At 54.5% G+C, this 16,807-nt stretch carries 11 protein-coding genes; 8 read left to right on the top strand and 3 right to left on the bottom strand.

The window, feature by feature from the left end:
* Positions 1-43 precede the first annotated feature (43 nt).
* The gene (locus tag THS27_RS08930) at positions 44-505 is read left to right on the top strand and encodes a heme-degrading domain-containing protein (protein WP_210402864.1); all 462 of its coding nucleotides are present in this window, start codon (positions 44-46) and stop codon (positions 503-505) included.
* 83 nt (positions 506-588) lie between these two features.
* On the opposite strand, the gene THS27_RS08925 is transcribed toward THS27_RS08930, so the two are convergent.
* On the bottom strand, positions 589-1,617 hold the full coding sequence (locus tag THS27_RS08925; protein ID WP_085589975.1) for an NAD(P)/FAD-dependent oxidoreductase: 1,029 nt from the start codon (positions 1,615-1,617) through the stop codon (positions 589-591).
* 233 nt (positions 1,618-1,850) lie between these two features.
* Here THS27_RS08925 and tsaE point away from each other — a divergent pair, with 233 nt between their 5' ends.
* From tsaE to THS27_RS08890, 7 genes are all read left to right on the top strand, one after another.
* Positions 1,851-2,327, top strand: a complete 477-nt coding sequence (gene tsaE, locus THS27_RS08920; protein ID WP_085589973.1) for a tRNA (adenosine(37)-N6)-threonylcarbamoyltransferase complex ATPase subunit type 1 TsaE — start codon at positions 1,851-1,853, stop codon at positions 2,325-2,327.
* Entirely contained in the window at positions 2,324-3,433 is a 1,110-nt protein-coding gene (locus THS27_RS08915) for an aminoglycoside phosphotransferase family protein (RefSeq protein WP_085589971.1), read from the top strand. The genes tsaE and THS27_RS08915 overlap by 4 nt, the downstream gene beginning before the upstream one ends.
* Positions 3,434-3,466: 33 nt before the next feature.
* Entirely contained in the window at positions 3,467-4,198 is a 732-nt protein-coding gene (locus THS27_RS08910; protein ID WP_085589969.1) for a nucleotidyltransferase family protein, read from the top strand.
* Positions 4,199-4,404: 206 nt separating this feature from the next.
* Positions 4,405-7,647: a double-strand break repair protein AddB gene (addB, locus tag THS27_RS08905; RefSeq protein WP_246832900.1), complete on the top strand. Its 3,243-nt coding sequence runs from the start codon at positions 4,405-4,407 to the stop codon at positions 7,645-7,647.
* Entirely contained in the window at positions 7,644-11,195 is a 3,552-nt protein-coding gene (gene addA, locus THS27_RS08900; RefSeq protein ID WP_371455338.1) for a double-strand break repair helicase AddA, read from the top strand. Before addB ends, addA begins: the two co-directional genes overlap by 4 nt.
* Before the next feature lie 93 nt (positions 11,196-11,288).
* Positions 11,289-11,609: a thioredoxin TrxA gene (gene trxA / locus THS27_RS08895; RefSeq protein WP_085589967.1), complete on the top strand. Its 321-nt coding sequence runs from the start codon at positions 11,289-11,291 to the stop codon at positions 11,607-11,609.
* Between the two features lie 83 nt (positions 11,610-11,692).
* Positions 11,693-12,376, top strand: coding sequence for a dienelactone hydrolase family protein (locus THS27_RS08890; protein WP_085589966.1), 684 nt, complete (start codon positions 11,693-11,695; stop codon positions 12,374-12,376).
* Positions 12,377-12,497: 121 nt separating this feature from the next.
* On the opposite strand, the gene THS27_RS08885 is transcribed toward THS27_RS08890, so the two are convergent.
* Both THS27_RS08885 and THS27_RS08880 read right to left on the bottom strand, forming a co-directional pair.
* The gene (locus tag THS27_RS08885; RefSeq protein ID WP_085589964.1) at positions 12,498-14,183 is read right to left on the bottom strand and encodes a methyl-accepting chemotaxis protein; all 1,686 of its coding nucleotides are present in this window, start codon (positions 14,181-14,183) and stop codon (positions 12,498-12,500) included.
* A 702-nt stretch (positions 14,184-14,885) separates the two neighbouring features.
* Positions 14,886-16,511: a methyl-accepting chemotaxis protein gene (locus tag THS27_RS08880; protein ID WP_246832899.1), complete on the bottom strand. Its 1,626-nt coding sequence runs from the start codon at positions 16,509-16,511 to the stop codon at positions 14,886-14,888.
* Between the last annotated feature and the right edge of the window lie 296 nt (positions 16,512-16,807).

The following is a 16,807-nucleotide window of genomic DNA, read 5'->3' as shown; positions in this document are numbered from 1 at the left end:
CTGATGAGCAGCGGCCCCACAACTTTTGATATGGATGACAGGCATGGATCTGGATTTACTGGCCCGGCAGGAAAACGAACTGGTTTTTGATGCCTTTGATGAAAATATGGCATGGAAGGTTGGGGCCGCCCTGGTGGAAGTAGCCCGTGCACGCAATGCCCCGGTGGTGGTTAATATTCGCACCCCGAACCGGGTGTTGTTTCATGCGGCCCTGCCTGGTGCTGTGCCTGCCAATGACGAATGGGCGCGGCGCAAAAGCAACCTTGTTTTGCGAGAACATCAATCATCGCGCCGGTTTGGCATGGCGCTTAAGACCAAAACCAAAACTCTGGCCGATCATGGCCTTGATTTCGCCGATTATGCCGATCACGGCGGCAGTTTTCCGCTGCGGGTCAAAGGGGTGGGGGTGATCGGCGCGATTACTGTTTCCGGGTTGGCATCGGCCGATGATCATGCCCTGATTGTTGAAGTTCTATCGGCTGTGTTGAAAGTGGCACCGGACTAACGCATGGGGGTATGAAAAACGCCCCGTTTTAGAAACGGAGCGTTTTTGTTTGCCATGCGAGCAATAAACGGATGTATTTGAGGTTATTCCGCAGGGACGCCAGTGGTTGTTGAATATTCGAAATGAAATTCCTTGTCCGGGAACAGATAGCTGCGTGCACTGTGAATGGCACTTGCCCCTTCGGCGAAGCCTGACAGGATCAATTTGAGTTTATGCTCATACGTGGCAATGTCGCCAATGGCGTAGATGCCCGGAACAGATGTTTCCATCGTTGCCTGGGTCACCCCAATATGGTTGCGTTCCAGGTTCAGGCCCCAGTCTGCAATTGGCCCCAGTTCCATCGCCAGGCCAAAGAAGGGCAGCAAATGATCGGCTTCAAGGTCAAGTTCTTCGCCCTTCAGCGTCGCAACAGTCACATGGCTGAGTTTGCCACTGGCAACATCGCCCTTTAAGCCTTTAAGCTGATAGGGGATGACCATTTCGATTTTACCGGCCTCGGCAAGGGCTTGTAATTTGGCGCTGCTATCGGGGGCGGCGCGAAATTTGGGGCGACGATGGACAACATAAACTTTTTCTGCAATGTCGTGCAGTGACAGCGCCCAGTCGACCGCCGAATCACCGCCACCGGCAATAACTACCTTTTTACCGGCGAAATCGGCCCGGCGTTTAACATAATACTGAACCCCGCCAGACCCTTCAAAATCATCCAGACCGTCCATCGGCGGTTTATTGGGGCCAAAGGCGCCGCAACCAGCCGCAATGACCACCGCGCCAGCGTCAATCACAGTGCCGACCGAAGTTTCGAGGGTAAAGCGGCCATCGTCGCGTTTTTCAAGTTTCGTCACCTGTTGGCCCAGGTGATAGGTCGGTTCGAACGGAGCGGCCTGTTTGGCAAGCTGGTCTATCAGGTCCTGCCCGGTGATTTGCGGATGGGCGGGAATATCGAAAATCGGTTTTTCCGGGTAAAGGGCGCTGCACTGGCCACCCACCATGTCGAGCGCATCAATAACATGAGCTTTAAGACCCAGCATTCCGGCTTCAAATACGGCAAAAAGCCCGACCGGGCCTGCACCAATGATGGCGATATCCGTGCTGTGCGACGCTTCCGACATTTTGATTCCATTCCAAAAAACAAAGGGCGTAGACCTGTCAGGGGCGAAATAGCATTTTGTCCCTGCCATCGCAACGTTATCTGGCCCTGATAGTTGGGTGTTGATATGGTTTTAACCGGTTCAGGTTACACTGAAACTGGTTTTAAAAGCATTGCGAAATCGTCCTTTCTGACCTTAGAACAGGGGAAAGCTGATGATTTTTGTTACCTCAGGCACAGCGGGCGCAGGCGGATATGGAAAAGAATCTTGTTATCAAAAATCAGGCTGACACAGAAAAGCTGGCGGCCGAACTGGCAGCGGTGGCGCGGGTTGGTGATGTGATTTTGATGCACGGGACACTGGGGATGGGCAAAAGTGCCTTTTGCCGCGCCTATATTCGTGCATTGGCGGGGAACCCGGACGAAGAAGTGCCCAGTCCGACTTTTACACTGGTCCAGATCTACGATCTTGAGCCGCTACCGGTTTGGCATTTTGACCTGTATCGTTTGTCTGATCCTGAAGAGGTTCATGAGCTTGATATCGAAGATGCCTTTAGCGAGGCTGTTAGCCTGATCGAATGGCCTGAACGACTGGAGCATTTAACTCCCGAAAACCGTTTGAATATTTATATCGAACCCGGATCAAACCCTGATGCCCGCCGGATCAAGCTGGTTTCGCATGGGGAAAACTGGGAAACGCGACTGGATAACATCAGCGGAAACGCGGCATGAGCCATTTTGCTCAAAGCCGGCAAGATCAGCGGCTTCGCGTGATTGATGTTTTTTTGCGTCAATATGGCTGGGCAGATGCCCTGCGTGAAAAACTGGTTGATGATGCTTCGGCCCGCAAATATTGGCGGTTAAGCAGGGGCAATGAAACGGCCTTGTTGATGGATTTTGCCCCTGATGCTGTATCGATTGATCCGCATGGCTTAAGCGATATCCCAGAACGGCCGGCATCAATTTTACCGGTTGTGCGGACAACCGCGTTGTTTGCCCGGCTGGGCTGGCGGGTGCCGGATATTTTTGCACATGATATTCAGCAGGGGTTGGCGATTATCGAGGATTTCGGTGATCTGACCTTTACCAAAGCCTTGAGCATGGGCGAAATCGCCCCTGCTAGCCTGTATATTCGCGCTACCGATTCTCTTGTATTGCTGCATCGTCGTGTTGATGCCGAGATGGCAAACGCGGATAGGGAAAACACGGAATGGGCGGAATTGGCCCGGTATCAGCCCGAAAATTTGCGCCGTCAGCTTGCCAGCTTTTGCCGCGATTATCTGCCGATGGTTTTGGTCGATGCGACCGCACGCGATAAGGCAGTTCAGGATTTTAACTGTCTGCTGGACGAGGTCTTGCCCCAATGCGGGCTGGTTGGCGATACCCTTATTCATCGGGATTACCATGTTGATAATTTGATGCTGGTTGATACCGATGACGGCGGGGTGGATTGTGGAATTATTGATTTTCAGGATGCCGCCCTTGCCCCACGTCCTTATGATCTGGTGTCCTTGTTGCGCGATGTGCGCCATGATGTCGGCAAGGATCTGGAACGCAATATGCTGGATCGATATCTGGCGGCGTTTCCCGCCATTGATGAAGCGGCGTTTTACCGCGCTTATATTGCTACCGGTATGGTGCGTAATTTCCGTATTTTGGGCCGGTTTGGCTGGCTGGCACGTGAGACCGGTAAAACCCGGTATCTGGAATTTATTCCCCGCTGTTGGGAATTGATTCTGCGCGGAGCGCCTGAAAACCTGCCAGCGCTTGCAGCGTGGGTAGATATGCACATCCCGCGAGATGCCCGCATGATCTCTGCGATTAACGCCGCTGTTTAATCCTTTTTTGACCACGGTAAACTGGACCCGGATATGAGCACGAATGCGCACACCGTTTTAAAGCCGGCACAGGCGATGGTTCTGGCTGCCGGGTTGGGTAAGCGTATGCGCCCCCTTACCGATCATATGCCAAAGCCGCTGGTCAAGGTGGCGGGCAAGCCGATGCTGGACCATGTTTTGGACAGGTTGGGTGATGCCGGGTTTGACCGGGTGGTGGTTAATCATCATTACCTTGGCGAAATGATAGCGGAACATGTGGAAAAGCGCGATTTTCCGTCGGTTGTTTGTTCGCCAGAGGCCGATTTGCTGGAAACTGGCGGTGGTGTGCAAAATGCGCTGCCGATGCTCGATGAAAATGCAGTTCTGGTCGCCAATGCCGATATGTTCTGGACCGAAGGCAAAGAACCGCTTTTTACCCGCATGATCGAGGCCTTCGATGCCGACCATATGGATTGCCTGATGGCGATAGCCCCGGTGCAGGGGGCGTTTGGCTATGACGGGGCAGGCGACTTTTTTTGGCAGGTTGACGGGCGGTTAATGCGCCGGGGCGATGCCGCCAGCGCGCCGTATTTTTTTACCGGGGTGCAAATTTTAAACCCCCGGCTGTTTGAGGGCATTTTGCCGGGTAACTTTTCGCTTAATGTTATTTACGACCGGGCCTTGGCAAACGGGCGCTGTTACGGGCTGGTGCATGATGGCGGCTGGTTTCATATTGGCACGCCCGAAGCCCTGCGCGATGCCGAGGATGCGATTGCCGCGTTGTAAAACAGTGTAATTGCGGTGCTTAACTGGCCCAGTGTCGCGCGCCAGATTTTTGTTGTGTGTCCGCAGCGTATAAAACGATGATTGCCAGGGTGCCATCCCGGCTATATTCGCGTTAGTCTGCATTATTAGCATCATTATTATTTCCACATGAATACGGACCGGTGGATTTTCCCGGTTGGACGTAATCTTATCAAACAGGGACCACAATGACGGACAATCTGTTTTACATCCCGCCAGGTGCCCCATTTGCCGATATGCTGGCACAGCAATTATTGCGCGAAACGGTGGATCAGCCGGTGGCCTTGTCCGATACGTTGCTGTTGGTGCCCAATCGCCGGTCTTGCAAGGTGATGCGCGATGCTTTTTTGCGACAGACGCAAGGCAAGGTAACGCTGCTTCCCACCATTCGTCCGTTAGGTGAGGCCGATGAAGACGAACTGGCGATGTTTGGCCGCGCCGATCAGGATGTAGTGCTTGATTTACCGCCAGCCATTCCGGATTTGCAACGAAAATTGCTGTTGACCCGGTTGATCATGTCGCGCGCCGATTACAAAGGTGAAAAACCAACGGCCGATCAGGCGGCACGGCTGGCAGGCGAACTGGCCCGCTTTTTAGACCAGGTGCAAACCGAAAATTGCAAATTCGATGATCTTGAAGGTTTGGTACCGACCGAATTTGCCCAACACTGGCAATTAACGCTGGAATTTTTGCAAATCCTGACCACCTTTTGGCCAAATATTTTGGCTGATCAAGGGGTGAGCGACCGTGCCGCCCGGCGCAACGCCATGATTGCGGCCCAAATCGAGCTTTGGGGTGTTAACCCGCCCGACTACCCGGTGATTGTGGCCGGGTCCACGGCCCCGTTCCCCGCATTGCGCACGTTGGTGGGTGCGGTTTTAAACCTGCCACAGGGGCGGGTGGTGTTACCGGGGTTAATGAGTGGTCTGTCCGCAGGCGATTGGCTGGCGATTAACGAGGATGCCGCCCATCCACAACATTTGCTGGCACGGCTGTTAAACCAGATAGAGCGTACGGCGGATGATGTTTTGCCTTGGGGGGGAGAAGATGGGGGCAACGATGGCAGCAATGCTGGCGTGCCTTTGCAAGGTGCCGCCATTCAAAAATCGGCAATTGCGCCTGCGATGCGTGATTTGTTTGCGGATGGCAATGAAGATGCCCGCGTTTCTGTGCCGTCCGTCGCATCCCCCCAGCATGCGGCTGGAATGCCGGGCAATGCGCGCTATGAACGGCGGCGTTTGGCGCGCGAAGCATTGCGCCCGGCCCAAACCACTGATCAATGGCGCTATATTGATGATTTTGCGCCCGATGTTTTGGCAGGTGTGTTGCGGGTGGATTGTTCCGGTGCGCGCGAAGAGGCCGCAACCATCGCCCTGATGATGCGCGACGCGCTGGAGGACCCCGGCAAGACCTGTGCGCTGGTCACACCCGATCGCGGGTTGGCCCGCCGGGTGGCTACTGAATTGCGGCGCTGGGAAATTGATGTTGATGATTCCGCCGGGGTGCCCTTGCATGATACGGCCCCGGCCATTTTCATGCGGCTGGTGGTGCGTACCGTGCAAGAACAATTTGCCCCTGTAGCGTTGCTGGAGCTATTAAAGCACCCGTTATGTGCGGCTGGTTTACCCCCCGAAACGTTTCGTACGCAAACCCGCCTGCTGGAATTGCAAATTTTGCGCGGTCCACGCCCGGGGCCGGGATTGGCCGGTTTGGCCGATGCGATTGATGGCTGGTGCGATGAAACCATCGAGCGGATAACCAGGGCTGATGCGGTGAATGCAGCCCCGCGGATCGAACGTATTCGCGATGATCATCAACGTTTGCATCACCTGGTCGAAGCCCTTGAGGCGTCCTTGTCGCCGTTGCTTGATTTGATGGCAGATAAAACTGTGCTGCCGGTCGAAGCCCTGCGCACCCATGTGCGGTGTTGCGAAACATTGGCGGCCAGCGACCAGCAAAGCGGGCCAGACCGCCTGTGGCGCGGCGATGCGGGCGAAGCCCTGGCCGATTTCGTTTATGAATTGTTGCAGGCTTTGCCGGGATTTGATGCCTTGCAAGGCGCGCGATATGGCGCGTTTTTAGATGCCTTGATGGCCGACCGGGCGGTGCGCCCAAGGTTTGGTAAACATCCGCGTTTGTTTATTTGGGGCACGGTCGAAGCCCAGATGCAGCAGGCCGATTTAACCATATTGGGTGGGCTAAACGAAGGCGTCTGGCCGCCTGATGCCGGGTCCGACCCGTGGATGAGCCGCCCGATGCGCGCCAAATTTGGCTTGCCCGCCCCTGAACATCGCATTGGCCAGTCCGCCCATGATTTTCAGCAACTGTTTTGCGCGCCAACAGTGGTAATGACCCGCGCCTTGCGCGTCGGCGGCACGCCAACCGTACCGTCGCGGTGGTTGTTACGGATTGAAAACCTTTTGCGCAAGTCTGGCGTGGCAATGGAAAAGGCCGATGCCACGCAGTGGCGCCACTTGGCCGATCAGCTTGATGAACCCACAGCCGAAATGCGCGTGCGCGTGGGCCGCCCGGCACCGACACCGCCGGTCGCGGCCCGGCCCAACCGCCTGTCGGTCACGCAAATTGAAACATGGATGCGCGACCCTTATGCGATTTATGCCCGCCATATTTTGAAATTGCAAAGCCTGGATGATATCGACCTGGACCCCGGTGCGGCCGATTATGGCAATTACATTCACGAGGCGCTGGACCGGTTTATCAGCCAGTATCATGATTATTTACCCGCCGATTCCGAAGCCCGCCTGATGGCGATTGGCGAAGAGGTTTTTGCCCCGTTAAAAGCCCGCCCGGGGTTATGGGCGTTTTGGTGGCCCCGCTTTGGGCGCATTGCCAAATGGTTTGTGCAAACCGAAGCCGGGCGGCGCGATTATTTGCGCGCATCCTATACCGAACGCAGCGGCAGCCTTGTTTTAGGATCAGGGTTTGAGGTTTATGCCCGGGCGGACCGGGTGGATGTGCTGCGCGATGGTGGCATTGCGATTATTGATTATAAAACCGGCGTGCCGCCCAGCGCCAAGGACGTGATTAACGGGTTCGCCCCGCAATTGCCGCTGGAAGGGGCGATTGCCGAGCAGGGCGGCTTTAATGACGTGGATAAAGGCCCGCCCGCGTCCTATGCGTTTTGGAAGCTATCGGGCGGGGACCCGGCAGGGGAAATTCGCGAAATTGATACCGCGCGGATGAAAACCACCCCGCATGACCTTGCGCGCGATGCGGTTGCCGGGGTGGCCGCCCTTGCCACCGCCTTTGCCGACCCGCAAACCCCGTATTTAAGCGTGCCGCACCCCGATAATGCCCCGAAATATTCCGATTACGTGCATTTGTCGCGGGCGCGCGAATGGATGGGCAGCGAAGAAACGGGCGAGGGCGAACCTGCCTTGGCAGCCATCAACGCCGGAGACGAGAAATGAGAAATTCTGTTGAGGGTGCCGGAATGAATGTTGCGGATAATCGCCCGTCTGTGCTGTTAACCGGGGGGGATGGCGGCGGTGACGACCCTAACGTGTTGCAGCGTATGGCATCGGACCCGATGGCATCGGTGTGGGTGTCGGCATCGGCCGGGGCGGGCAAAACCAAGGTGCTGTCGGACCGGGTTTTGCGCCAGATGTTATCGGGCACGGAACCGCACCGCATATTATGTTTGACCTTTACCAAGGCTGCCGCTGCCGAAATGGCCAACCGGGTGAATGAACGGCTGGGCCGCTGGGCGACGATGGATGATGCCGATTTACAGCGCGATCTGGCCGAACTGGCCGGGACAGCACCGGGCGCAGATGAAACGCCCCGGGCACGTCGCCTGTTTGCCAGTGTGCTTGACGCGCCAGGCGGGATGAAAATTCAGACCATTCATGCCTTTTGCCAATCCTTGTTGCGCCGGTTTCCATTAGAAGCCGGGTTGGCCCCGCACTTTGAAATTATGGATGACCGTACCGCAGCCGAAACGATGGCCGATACCCAGGAAGAAGTGCTGGCCTATGCGCGCAGCGGGCAAGACCCGATTTTGGCCGATGCCCTGGCAGTGGTGACAGGGCAGGTCCGCGAAGGGGCCTTTGGTGATGTGATGCGCGATCTGGCCCGTGAACGGGGCCGGTTAAAACGGATGCTGGATTTTCATCATGGCCGTGATCGCATGTGTGAGGCGGTTTATAAATCGTTGGGCGTGGCACCGGGGCAAACGGCCGATATGATGTTGCGGGCGGCTCTTGCCGATGGCGCATTTGATCGCGACGGCTTGATGATGGCGCTGGCAGCCCTTGAGGCCGGGACAAAAACCGACAAGGACCGTGTGCCCGCCTTGGTGCAGTTTTTGGAAAAAACCGATATTGATGCCCGTATCGCGGTTTTTAGCGATTATCGCACTGTGTTTTTTACGGCCTCCACCGGTGCGCCGCGCGCAAAGCTGATTACCAAAAAAGCGGGCGAGAATCACCCGTCCGGGGCCGATGCGCTGGAACAGGAATGTGCGCGGCTGGTGGAACTTGAGAAAAACCGCAAGGCAGCGATGCTGGCGGAATCGACAACCGCCCTGATTTGCATGGGCGAAGCCATGTTGGCGCGTTATGCCCGCAAAAAGGCGCTCCATGCGTGGCTGGATTATGATGACCTGATTTTAAACAGCGTGCGCCTTTTGGAACAACAGGCCGGAATGGCTGGATGGGTATTGTTTAAACTGGACGAAGGGTTGGAACATATCCTGATTGACGAGGCCCAGGATACCAACCCGGACCAATGGAAAGTTGTGCAAATTCTGGCTGAAGAATTTTTCAACGATGCCAGCCAGCACGAAGATAAACCCCGCACTATCTTTGCCGTTGGGGATGCGAAACAATCGATTTACAGTTTTCAGCGCGCCGACCCCGAAAAGTTTGCCGACATGCGCCGCCATTTTGCCCGACGTGCCGCCGAGATTGAGGCCGAATGGCGTGAAGTGCCGATGAACATATCGTTTCGCTCGACCGATGCGGTTCTGGGCGTGGTGGACAAGGTGTTTGCCGGGCCAATTGCCCGTCAGGGCGTGGGCGATGAAGGCCGCGATGTTGCCCACCAGGCCTTTCGGCAGGGCCATGCCGGGCGCATTGAATTATGGCCGCCGGTGGCCCCGCTGGCGCGTGAAGAGCAAGAACCCTGGACGCCGCCAACCAAAATTGTGCGCCTTGATGACCCGGAAATAAGGCTGGCGCGCGTCATTGCCGGGCATATTCGCCATGCAATCGACAGCCGTGAAGTTTTGCCCTCGCGCGGGCGGGCGGTACGGGCCGGTGATTTTATGATTTTGGTGCGACGGCGCACCGCCTTTGTCGATGAAGTGGTAAAGGCCCTTAAAGAACGCAACGTGCCAGTGGCCGGTGTGGACCGCATGGAAATTACCGAACAGCTCGCTGTGATGGACCTGATCGCCTTTGGCCGGTTTTTGCTGATGACTGATGATGATTTGAATTTGGCAACCTTGCTGAAAAGCCCGATCATTGGTTTTAGCGAGGATCAGTTGTTTCATCTGGCCCATAACCGCAGGCGCACATTGTGGCACGCGCTGCGTGAACGGGCCGGGGATGACCCGATGTTTGCGCGGGCCTATGGCTTTTTGGCGCGATGGCTGGGGCGGGTGGATTATGAACGCCCGTTTGAGCTGTATGGCGAATTGCTGGGGGGGCGCGGCGAGGGGGCACGTGGGGTACGCGCGCGCCTTGTGGGCCGGTTAGGGATCGAAGCCAACGACCCGATAGATGAATTTTTGAACCTGGCAATGAATTACGAGGCCGAACACGCCCCGACCCTGCAAGGATTTTTGCATTGGTTGATGGCCGGCGATGCCGAGATTAAACGCGACCTGGAACAAAGTGGCCGCGATGAAGTGCGGATCATGACGGTGCATGGGGCCAAGGGCCTTCAGGCCCCGATTGTGTTCTTGCCCGATACCATGCAAGTCCCCACCCAGGCCCCGAACCTGTTTTGGCAGGATAAGGACCAGTTGATGTTCTGGTTACCCCGTGTGGCCCTGGAAAATGACCGGGTAAAGCTGTTGCGCGATGACATCGCCTTAAAACGCGATCAGGAATATAACCGCCTGCTTTATGTGGCGCTGACCCGGGCCGAAGACCGGCTTTATATTTGTGGCTGGCAGGGGCAGAAAACCCCGCCCGAACATTGCTGGTATAATTTGTGTGAAGCGGCCCTAAGCGATTTTGCATCGCCCGACGCGATGGATTTTAGCATGCTTTCGCCCTCTGGTTGGCAAGGGGATGGCTTTATTTGGGAAACCAAACAAAGTGCGGAACCCAAGCTGGACAAGATTGCGACGGGGATGGCAACCGCTGGGGCAGACACATCATCCGATGATGTGGGAATGCGCAAACTGATCCGGACAGTGGCCCCCGAAGAAGTATTTCCGCCGCGCCCTCTGGCGCCCAGTCGCCCGTTGGAAGACGAACCATCGGTGCAATCGCCCTTGGGCGGGGATCAGGGGCAAAGTTTCAAACGCGGTATTTTGATCCATAAATTGCTTGAACTGTTGCCCGACCTGGCGCCCGATCGCCGGTTTGATGCCGCTGAACGGTTTTTAGGCCAGCCGGTGCATGGGTTGGAGCCCGACCAGCAGTTTGAAATTGCCAATGAAACATTGGCGATTTTCGATAATCCCGATTTTGCACCAATCTTTGGCCCCGCGTCGCGCGCCGAGGTGCCTTTGGTGGGGATTGTGGGGGGGGATGTGGTTTCTGCCCAGATTGACCGATTGGTGATAACTGGCGATGAGGTTATGATTGTGGACTATAAAACCAACCGTCCGCCGCCGCGCGATGTGGCCCAAACGCCAATGGCATATCGGCGGCAAATGGCGATTTATCGCGATGCATTGACCCAGATGTACCCAGATAAAATCATTCGCTGTCATATTCTGTGGACCAACGGGCCGTGGATGGTGGAACTGCCAGAAACCCTGATGCGAATGCAACGCGCTTGACCTTTGGCCTCCGCCTGCCTACCTTTGCATCCATAAGCGGATCGAGGTTGCCCGCTTGGGCGTTTGACCTCGTAACAACTAGGATCTGACAGAATGACAACGATTAAAGTATCCGATACGTCATTTGACTCTGACGTTATTGGCGCAGACGCGCCGGTTCTGGTCGATTTCTGGGCGGAATGGTGCGGTCCGTGCAAGCAGATTGCCCCATATCTTGACGAAATCGCCGGTGAACTTGGCACGAAACTGACCATTGCCAAGGTCAATATCGACGAAAACCCGAACACGCCAGCCAAATACGGCGTTCGCGGCATCCCGACCCTGATGATTTTCAAGGATGGTGAAGTGTCTGCGATCAAGGTTGGTGCCATGCCGAAAAGTGCATTGGTTGACTGGATCAATCAGTCGCTTTAATCGTCATGAGCGGACTTAACTATCGAAAAAGGCGGGTGCCGGCAGGCCCCGCCTTTTCTTTTGCCCGATAGCAGGAGAATGAAATGCCTGAAATGATAAAGCTGACATCCGCGATAGACGGATTTGAATTTGATGCCTGGTACGGGGCACCAACCGGGCCGCGTAAAGGCGGGCTGGTTCTGATTCAGGAAATTTTCGGTCTGGATCATTATATGATCGAGGATGCAAAACGCTGGGTGGCCGAAGGCTATGAAGTGATCGTGCCATCGATGTTTGACCGCCAGGAACGCGGCTTTGTGGCCGATCATGATGCCAGGGGTTTTGAAACCGGGCGTCAATATGCCGGGGATAATGGCATTGAAAATCCGGTATCTGATGTGCAGGCTTGCGTAGATGCACTTAAGCAAAATGGCTCGGTATTTTTAATCGGCTATTGTTATGGCGGTACTGTTGCGTGGCGAGCTGCGGCGCAAATCAGCGATTTGTCTGCAGCGGTCAGTTATTACGGTGGCGGAGTCGCCGGGATTGCCGATGTGGCGTTAAAATGCCCGGTCATTTGCAATTTTGGTCGCAAGGATGCGCATATTCCGGCCGATGACGTTACAGCCACGATCAAAAAAGCCCATCCCGAAGTGCCGGTTTATATTTATGAAAATTCCGGCCATGGTTTTAATAACGATGGCAGGCCGGATTCAGACCCTGCCGATGCCAAATTGGCCCGGGCACGCTCGGCAGCGTTGTTTGTCGCCTGTGGCGCGGTTATCTGAGCTTTGCTGCCATTATCCGGTGACTGCCGTTAAATCGTGGCACATTACGTATTGTCGATAAAAAACGGGCAGACTGATGATGTTCAGCCTGCCCGTTTTATCGGGTTTGATGCGGGGTTAATTATGCGGCCCGGATATCACGCAGGAAGTCGTGGATTTGCGACAAAAGTGCGTGGGATTTATCGCTAAGGTCACGGGCAGCGTGCAATACCTCGCCCGATGCCTGGCGTTCATCCTCGGCAGATGCGCGCAAGCCTTCAACATTGCGCGAAACTTCCTTGGTGCCGGTGGCAGCTTCGGCAACATTGCGGGCGATTTCGCCGGTGGCGGCATCCTGTTCCTGTACGGCGGCGGCAATGCCGGCGGCTACTTCGTTTAGTTCCTTCATGCGCGCGGCGAGATGCTGGATCGCCCCAAGGGCATTTTGGGTCGAGCCCTGAATATCGCCAATTTGCCCGGCAATTTCTTCGGTAGCGCGGGTGGTTTGGTTGGCCAGGTTTTTAACCTCGGCCGCGACCACGGCAAAACCCTTGCCCGCGTCACCGGCGCGGGCGGCCTCGATGGTGGCGTTTAGCGCCAAAAGGTTGGTTTGTTCTGCAATGGACTGGATCAGTTCAACAACCTGGCCAATTTTTTCCGATGCGGCGCCAAGGGCACTAAACAGTCCGCTGGCTTCGTCGGCTTCTTCGGAACCCGACTGGGCAATTTGCGAACTGCGGCTGACCTGCAAGGTGATTTCGTCAATCGCGGCAGCCAGCTGTTCGGCGGCTGACGCAACGGTATCAACATTGTTGGCAGCCTGTTCGGTGGCGGCGGCAACGGCGGTCGCCTGTTCTGTTGTGTGCGAGGACTGGTTGCTCATATCGCCAGCCGTGCCGCGTAGCTGGGTTACCGCCGCGTTTACCACGGTCAGGTTACCTTCAACTTCGCCTTCAAAACTGTGGATCAGGTTTTCAATGCGTTCGGCACGATCGATGTGTTCCTGCTGGATACGGGCCTGTTCTGTTTGCAGGCGGTCGGTTTCCTTGCGATTTTCACGGAAAACAACAAATGCCCGTGAAAGTTCACCAATTTCATCTTCGCGATCCGTGTGGTGAATTTCGGCGTCGGTGTTGCCGCCGATAAGGGCAGTGAGGGCGTTGGTAATTTCGCCAAGGGGTTTGGTAATAGACCGGCCAATGGAAAAGCCGATCACGCACAAAATGATCAGTAAAATGGCAGCAAATGTAATGTCGGCGGTGGCGCGCTGCCAGAAAATGGCATCAACATCGTCAATATAAATGCCGGTGGTTAAGACCCAACCCCAGGGGGCAAAGTTGCGGGCATAGGAAAGTTTCGGTGCTGTGCCGTTTTGGCCGGGTTTGGCCCATACATAATTAACAAATCCGCCATCGTGGCCTTTGGCTGCCGTGATCAGATCCGACAGGAATGCCGTGCCGTTGGCATCTTTAATTTGTGCAACGCCTTTGCCAACCAGGGACGGCGTTACAGGATGCATGACGATGGTGCCATTTGCATCCATGATGAAAACATAATTATCGCCGTTGAAACGCAGCCTTGATATCGCATCAAGCGCCTGTTGTTTGGCTTCCTGCTCGGTAAGGTCGCCGGATTTTACCTTGTCATCCAGGTGGGCAATGCTGGTTTCGGCCATATCAATGATCTGGCGGATGTTTTCCTTGCGATCGTCAAGCAGGGTTGAACGCAGGGTAAACAGATCGAAAACTGTTGGAATACATAAAGCAATCGCAACGAGGATCATGAGTAAACGAAGTTTTGCTGCAATTGAGAAATTGGAAAGAGTCATATGTGAAACCCTGCGCGTGATGTTACCAGACCGGAACCGGCTAAATGCCCATTCTTGCGAAATGCTGAAAATCGCCAATTCACCTTATAGTGGCAAAAAGATAGCAAAATTCATCCAGACGTGAATTGATCTGATACCAAGTGGCAACACAAAAAAATAAAATTATTGAGGATTAAAAAGGGTTTGAAGGGTATATTTTATATAAGAAAAATATTATGTTGTTATAGCTTATCGGTTTCGCTTAATTTTTATAATAATTCCAGAAGAAAAATATTTTCTTCTTTTTATCCTCAGGGTTGTGTGGCGCGTGGTCTTCAAACATTTTGCCCCCATAAAACCGTTCTAAAAAATAACATGCTGTTATCCCGACATGCTTCCGGGGGCATTTTTGACCGGCGATAACGGGGATATACGAGTCGTTTAACCCTGGTTTCGGGCATGGAAACAGACGTCCTATCAGAACCGGTAGAAGCGTTGCTGTTTCACAGGGAAGCGGAATTATGAGTGAGCATGTGCCGCCAGGGCGAGGTCATCGCAGGTGTGCAGGTCTGTGAAGGGGCAGGTCACTTATCCTGATTAATGTGTTTACCCCGTATGAAGGGATTGCAGCGGATAAATTTAAAGGCAGGGTATGCCCTGCCTTTAAAAGATGGTTTTACATTATCCCGGGTTGTTGGTGCGTCCGGTTTTGAAAATCCCGGCTCAGGCGTTGCGGATATCAGCCAGAAAATTGCGGAACTGGTTCATAAGTGAATGAGACTTTTGATCCAGTCCCTGTGCCGAATTTAATACGTCATTTGATGCGACACGTTCGCTTTCAGCTGACTGACGCAATCCGGCAACATTGGCCGAGACTTCCTTGGTTCCCTGTGCGGCTTCGCCCACATTGCGGGCAATTTCGCCGGTGGCCGCATCCTGTTCGGCAACAGCGGCGGCAATGCCAGCGGCAACTTCGTTTAGTTCCTTCATTCGTCCGGACAAATGGCTGATCGCGCCCAGGGCGTTTTGGGTGGATCCCTGAATGTCGTTAATCTGTACGGCAATATCTTCGGTGGCGCGAGTGGTCTGGTTGGCAAGGTTTTTAACCTCGGCTGCAACGACGGCAAACCCCTTGCCGGCTTCGCCCGCGCGGGCGGCTTCAATCGTGGCGTTCAGGGCCAAAAGGTTGGTCTGTTCGGCAATTGACTGAATCAGCTGAACAACTTCACCAATTTTTTCCGAAGCGCTGCCAAGGGCCGCAAAAATTTTGGTGGCGTCATCGGCTTCCTGCGCACCGGTCCGGGCGATATCGGAACTGCGGTTAACCTGCTGGGTGATTTCGTCAATCGAGGTTGCAAGCTGTTCGGCTGCGGCAGCAACTGTATCAACGTTACGGGCGGCCTGGTCGGTTGCTGCGGCAACGGCAGTGGCCTGATCGGTGGTGTGCGATGACTGCCGGGTCATTTCGCCTGCCGTGCCATGCAATTTACGCACAGCATCGTTAACCCCGTTCAGGTTTTGTGTTACATCGCCTTCAAACTGGCCAATAAGCTGTTCAATCCGCTGGGCCCGTTCGATCTGGGCTTGCTGATTACGTTGATGTTCGGCGCTTGCGGCTTCGTTGCGTTTTCGATTTGACCGGAAAACGGCAAGTGCGCGGGCCAATTCGCCAATTTCATCCTGGCGGTCTTCGACATCGGGAATATCTACTTCAATATTGTTGTTTCCCTGTGCCAAACCATTGATGGCCCGGGTGATATCGCCCAGTGGTCGCCCGGTTGAACGGCTAATTGCAGCGCCAATCAGGCCAACAATGACAACAACAAGCAAGGCTACGATAATATCACTGATGGCGCGTTGCCAAAAGGCATCGTCAACATTATCGATATAGGTGCCTGCGCCGATAACCCATCCCCAGGGCTTATAGCTGGCGCCATATGAAATTTTCTGTGCCGAGGTTTTCTGATCTGGCTTGGGCCAGATATAGTTCAGATATCCGCCTTGCGGTGCAGATGCGACCTTTGCCAGATCGGCAAATATTCTGACACCATTTTCGTCGGTAATTGTGGTGCCATCCTTGCCGTTCAGTTCCGGTTTTATCGGGTGCATCAGAATATGAGCACTATGGTCGATAACAAAAACGTAGTTGTCGCCGTTAAACCGCTGGTCTTTTACCGCCGCCAGTGCCTGTGTTTTGGCATCATCTTGCGACAGGGTGCCATTTTGCGCCTGCCGGGCGAAATGGTCGATCGTTGAGCGCGCCATTTCGACAACGTTTTTGACGTTTTGCTTGCGACCATCAACAAGGGTGCCGCGAAGGGTAAAAAGGTCATAGGCCGTTAAGGCCAAAAATGCGACTGCGACAATTCCTAATAAAAGTCGCAGTTTTGTCGATATTGTACAATTGGATAGGTTTATCATCATCGCCCCAAGTATTTATAATGTTGCAGCAGACAATGCAGTTTCGCGCATTGTGACCGTTTTCTGTCATTCTCTTATAAGTTGATGTCTGTTTATTGATTGAAATAACGGTCGATATTGTCTTCCTGTGCAACTTTCTTTCCACATGTCCCATTCGTCTTGCTAGAGAAGCATTAATTATTGAGGTGGTCAGTAAATAACAATGACCGGCAACAAAAAAATAA

Source organism: Thalassospira sp. MCCC 1A01428, from assembly GCF_002115825.1.
In the GTDB taxonomy this organism is placed as follows: Bacteria; Pseudomonadota; Alphaproteobacteria; order Rhodospirillales; family Thalassospiraceae; genus Thalassospira.
This window is presented reverse-complemented; position numbering and strand designations above follow the sequence as displayed.

What these genes read in the sequence shown, in the direction of transcription:
- THS27_RS08930 (WP_210402864.1), top strand. Translation starts at nt 44, where the DNA reads ATGGATCTGGATTTACTGGCCCGGCAGGAAAACGAACTGGTTTTTGAT.
- THS27_RS08925 (WP_085589975.1), bottom strand. Translation starts at nt 1,617, where the DNA reads ATGTCGGAAGCGTCGCACAGCACGGATATCGCCATCATTGGTGCAGGC.
- tsaE (WP_085589973.1), top strand. Translation starts at nt 1,851, where the DNA reads ATGGAAAAGAATCTTGTTATCAAAAATCAGGCTGACACAGAAAAGCTG.
- THS27_RS08915 (WP_085589971.1), top strand. Translation starts at nt 2,324, where the DNA reads ATGAGCCATTTTGCTCAAAGCCGGCAAGATCAGCGGCTTCGCGTGATT.
- THS27_RS08910 (WP_085589969.1), top strand. Translation starts at nt 3,467, where the DNA reads ATGAGCACGAATGCGCACACCGTTTTAAAGCCGGCACAGGCGATGGTT.
- addB (WP_246832900.1), top strand. Translation starts at nt 4,405, where the DNA reads ATGACGGACAATCTGTTTTACATCCCGCCAGGTGCCCCATTTGCCGAT.
- addA (WP_371455338.1), top strand. Translation starts at nt 7,644, where the DNA reads ATGAGAAATTCTGTTGAGGGTGCCGGAATGAATGTTGCGGATAATCGC.
- trxA (WP_085589967.1), top strand. Translation starts at nt 11,289, where the DNA reads ATGACAACGATTAAAGTATCCGATACGTCATTTGACTCTGACGTTATT.
- THS27_RS08890 (WP_085589966.1), top strand. Translation starts at nt 11,693, where the DNA reads ATGCCTGAAATGATAAAGCTGACATCCGCGATAGACGGATTTGAATTT.
- THS27_RS08885 (WP_085589964.1), bottom strand. Translation starts at nt 14,183, where the DNA reads ATGACTCTTTCCAATTTCTCAATTGCAGCAAAACTTCGTTTACTCATG.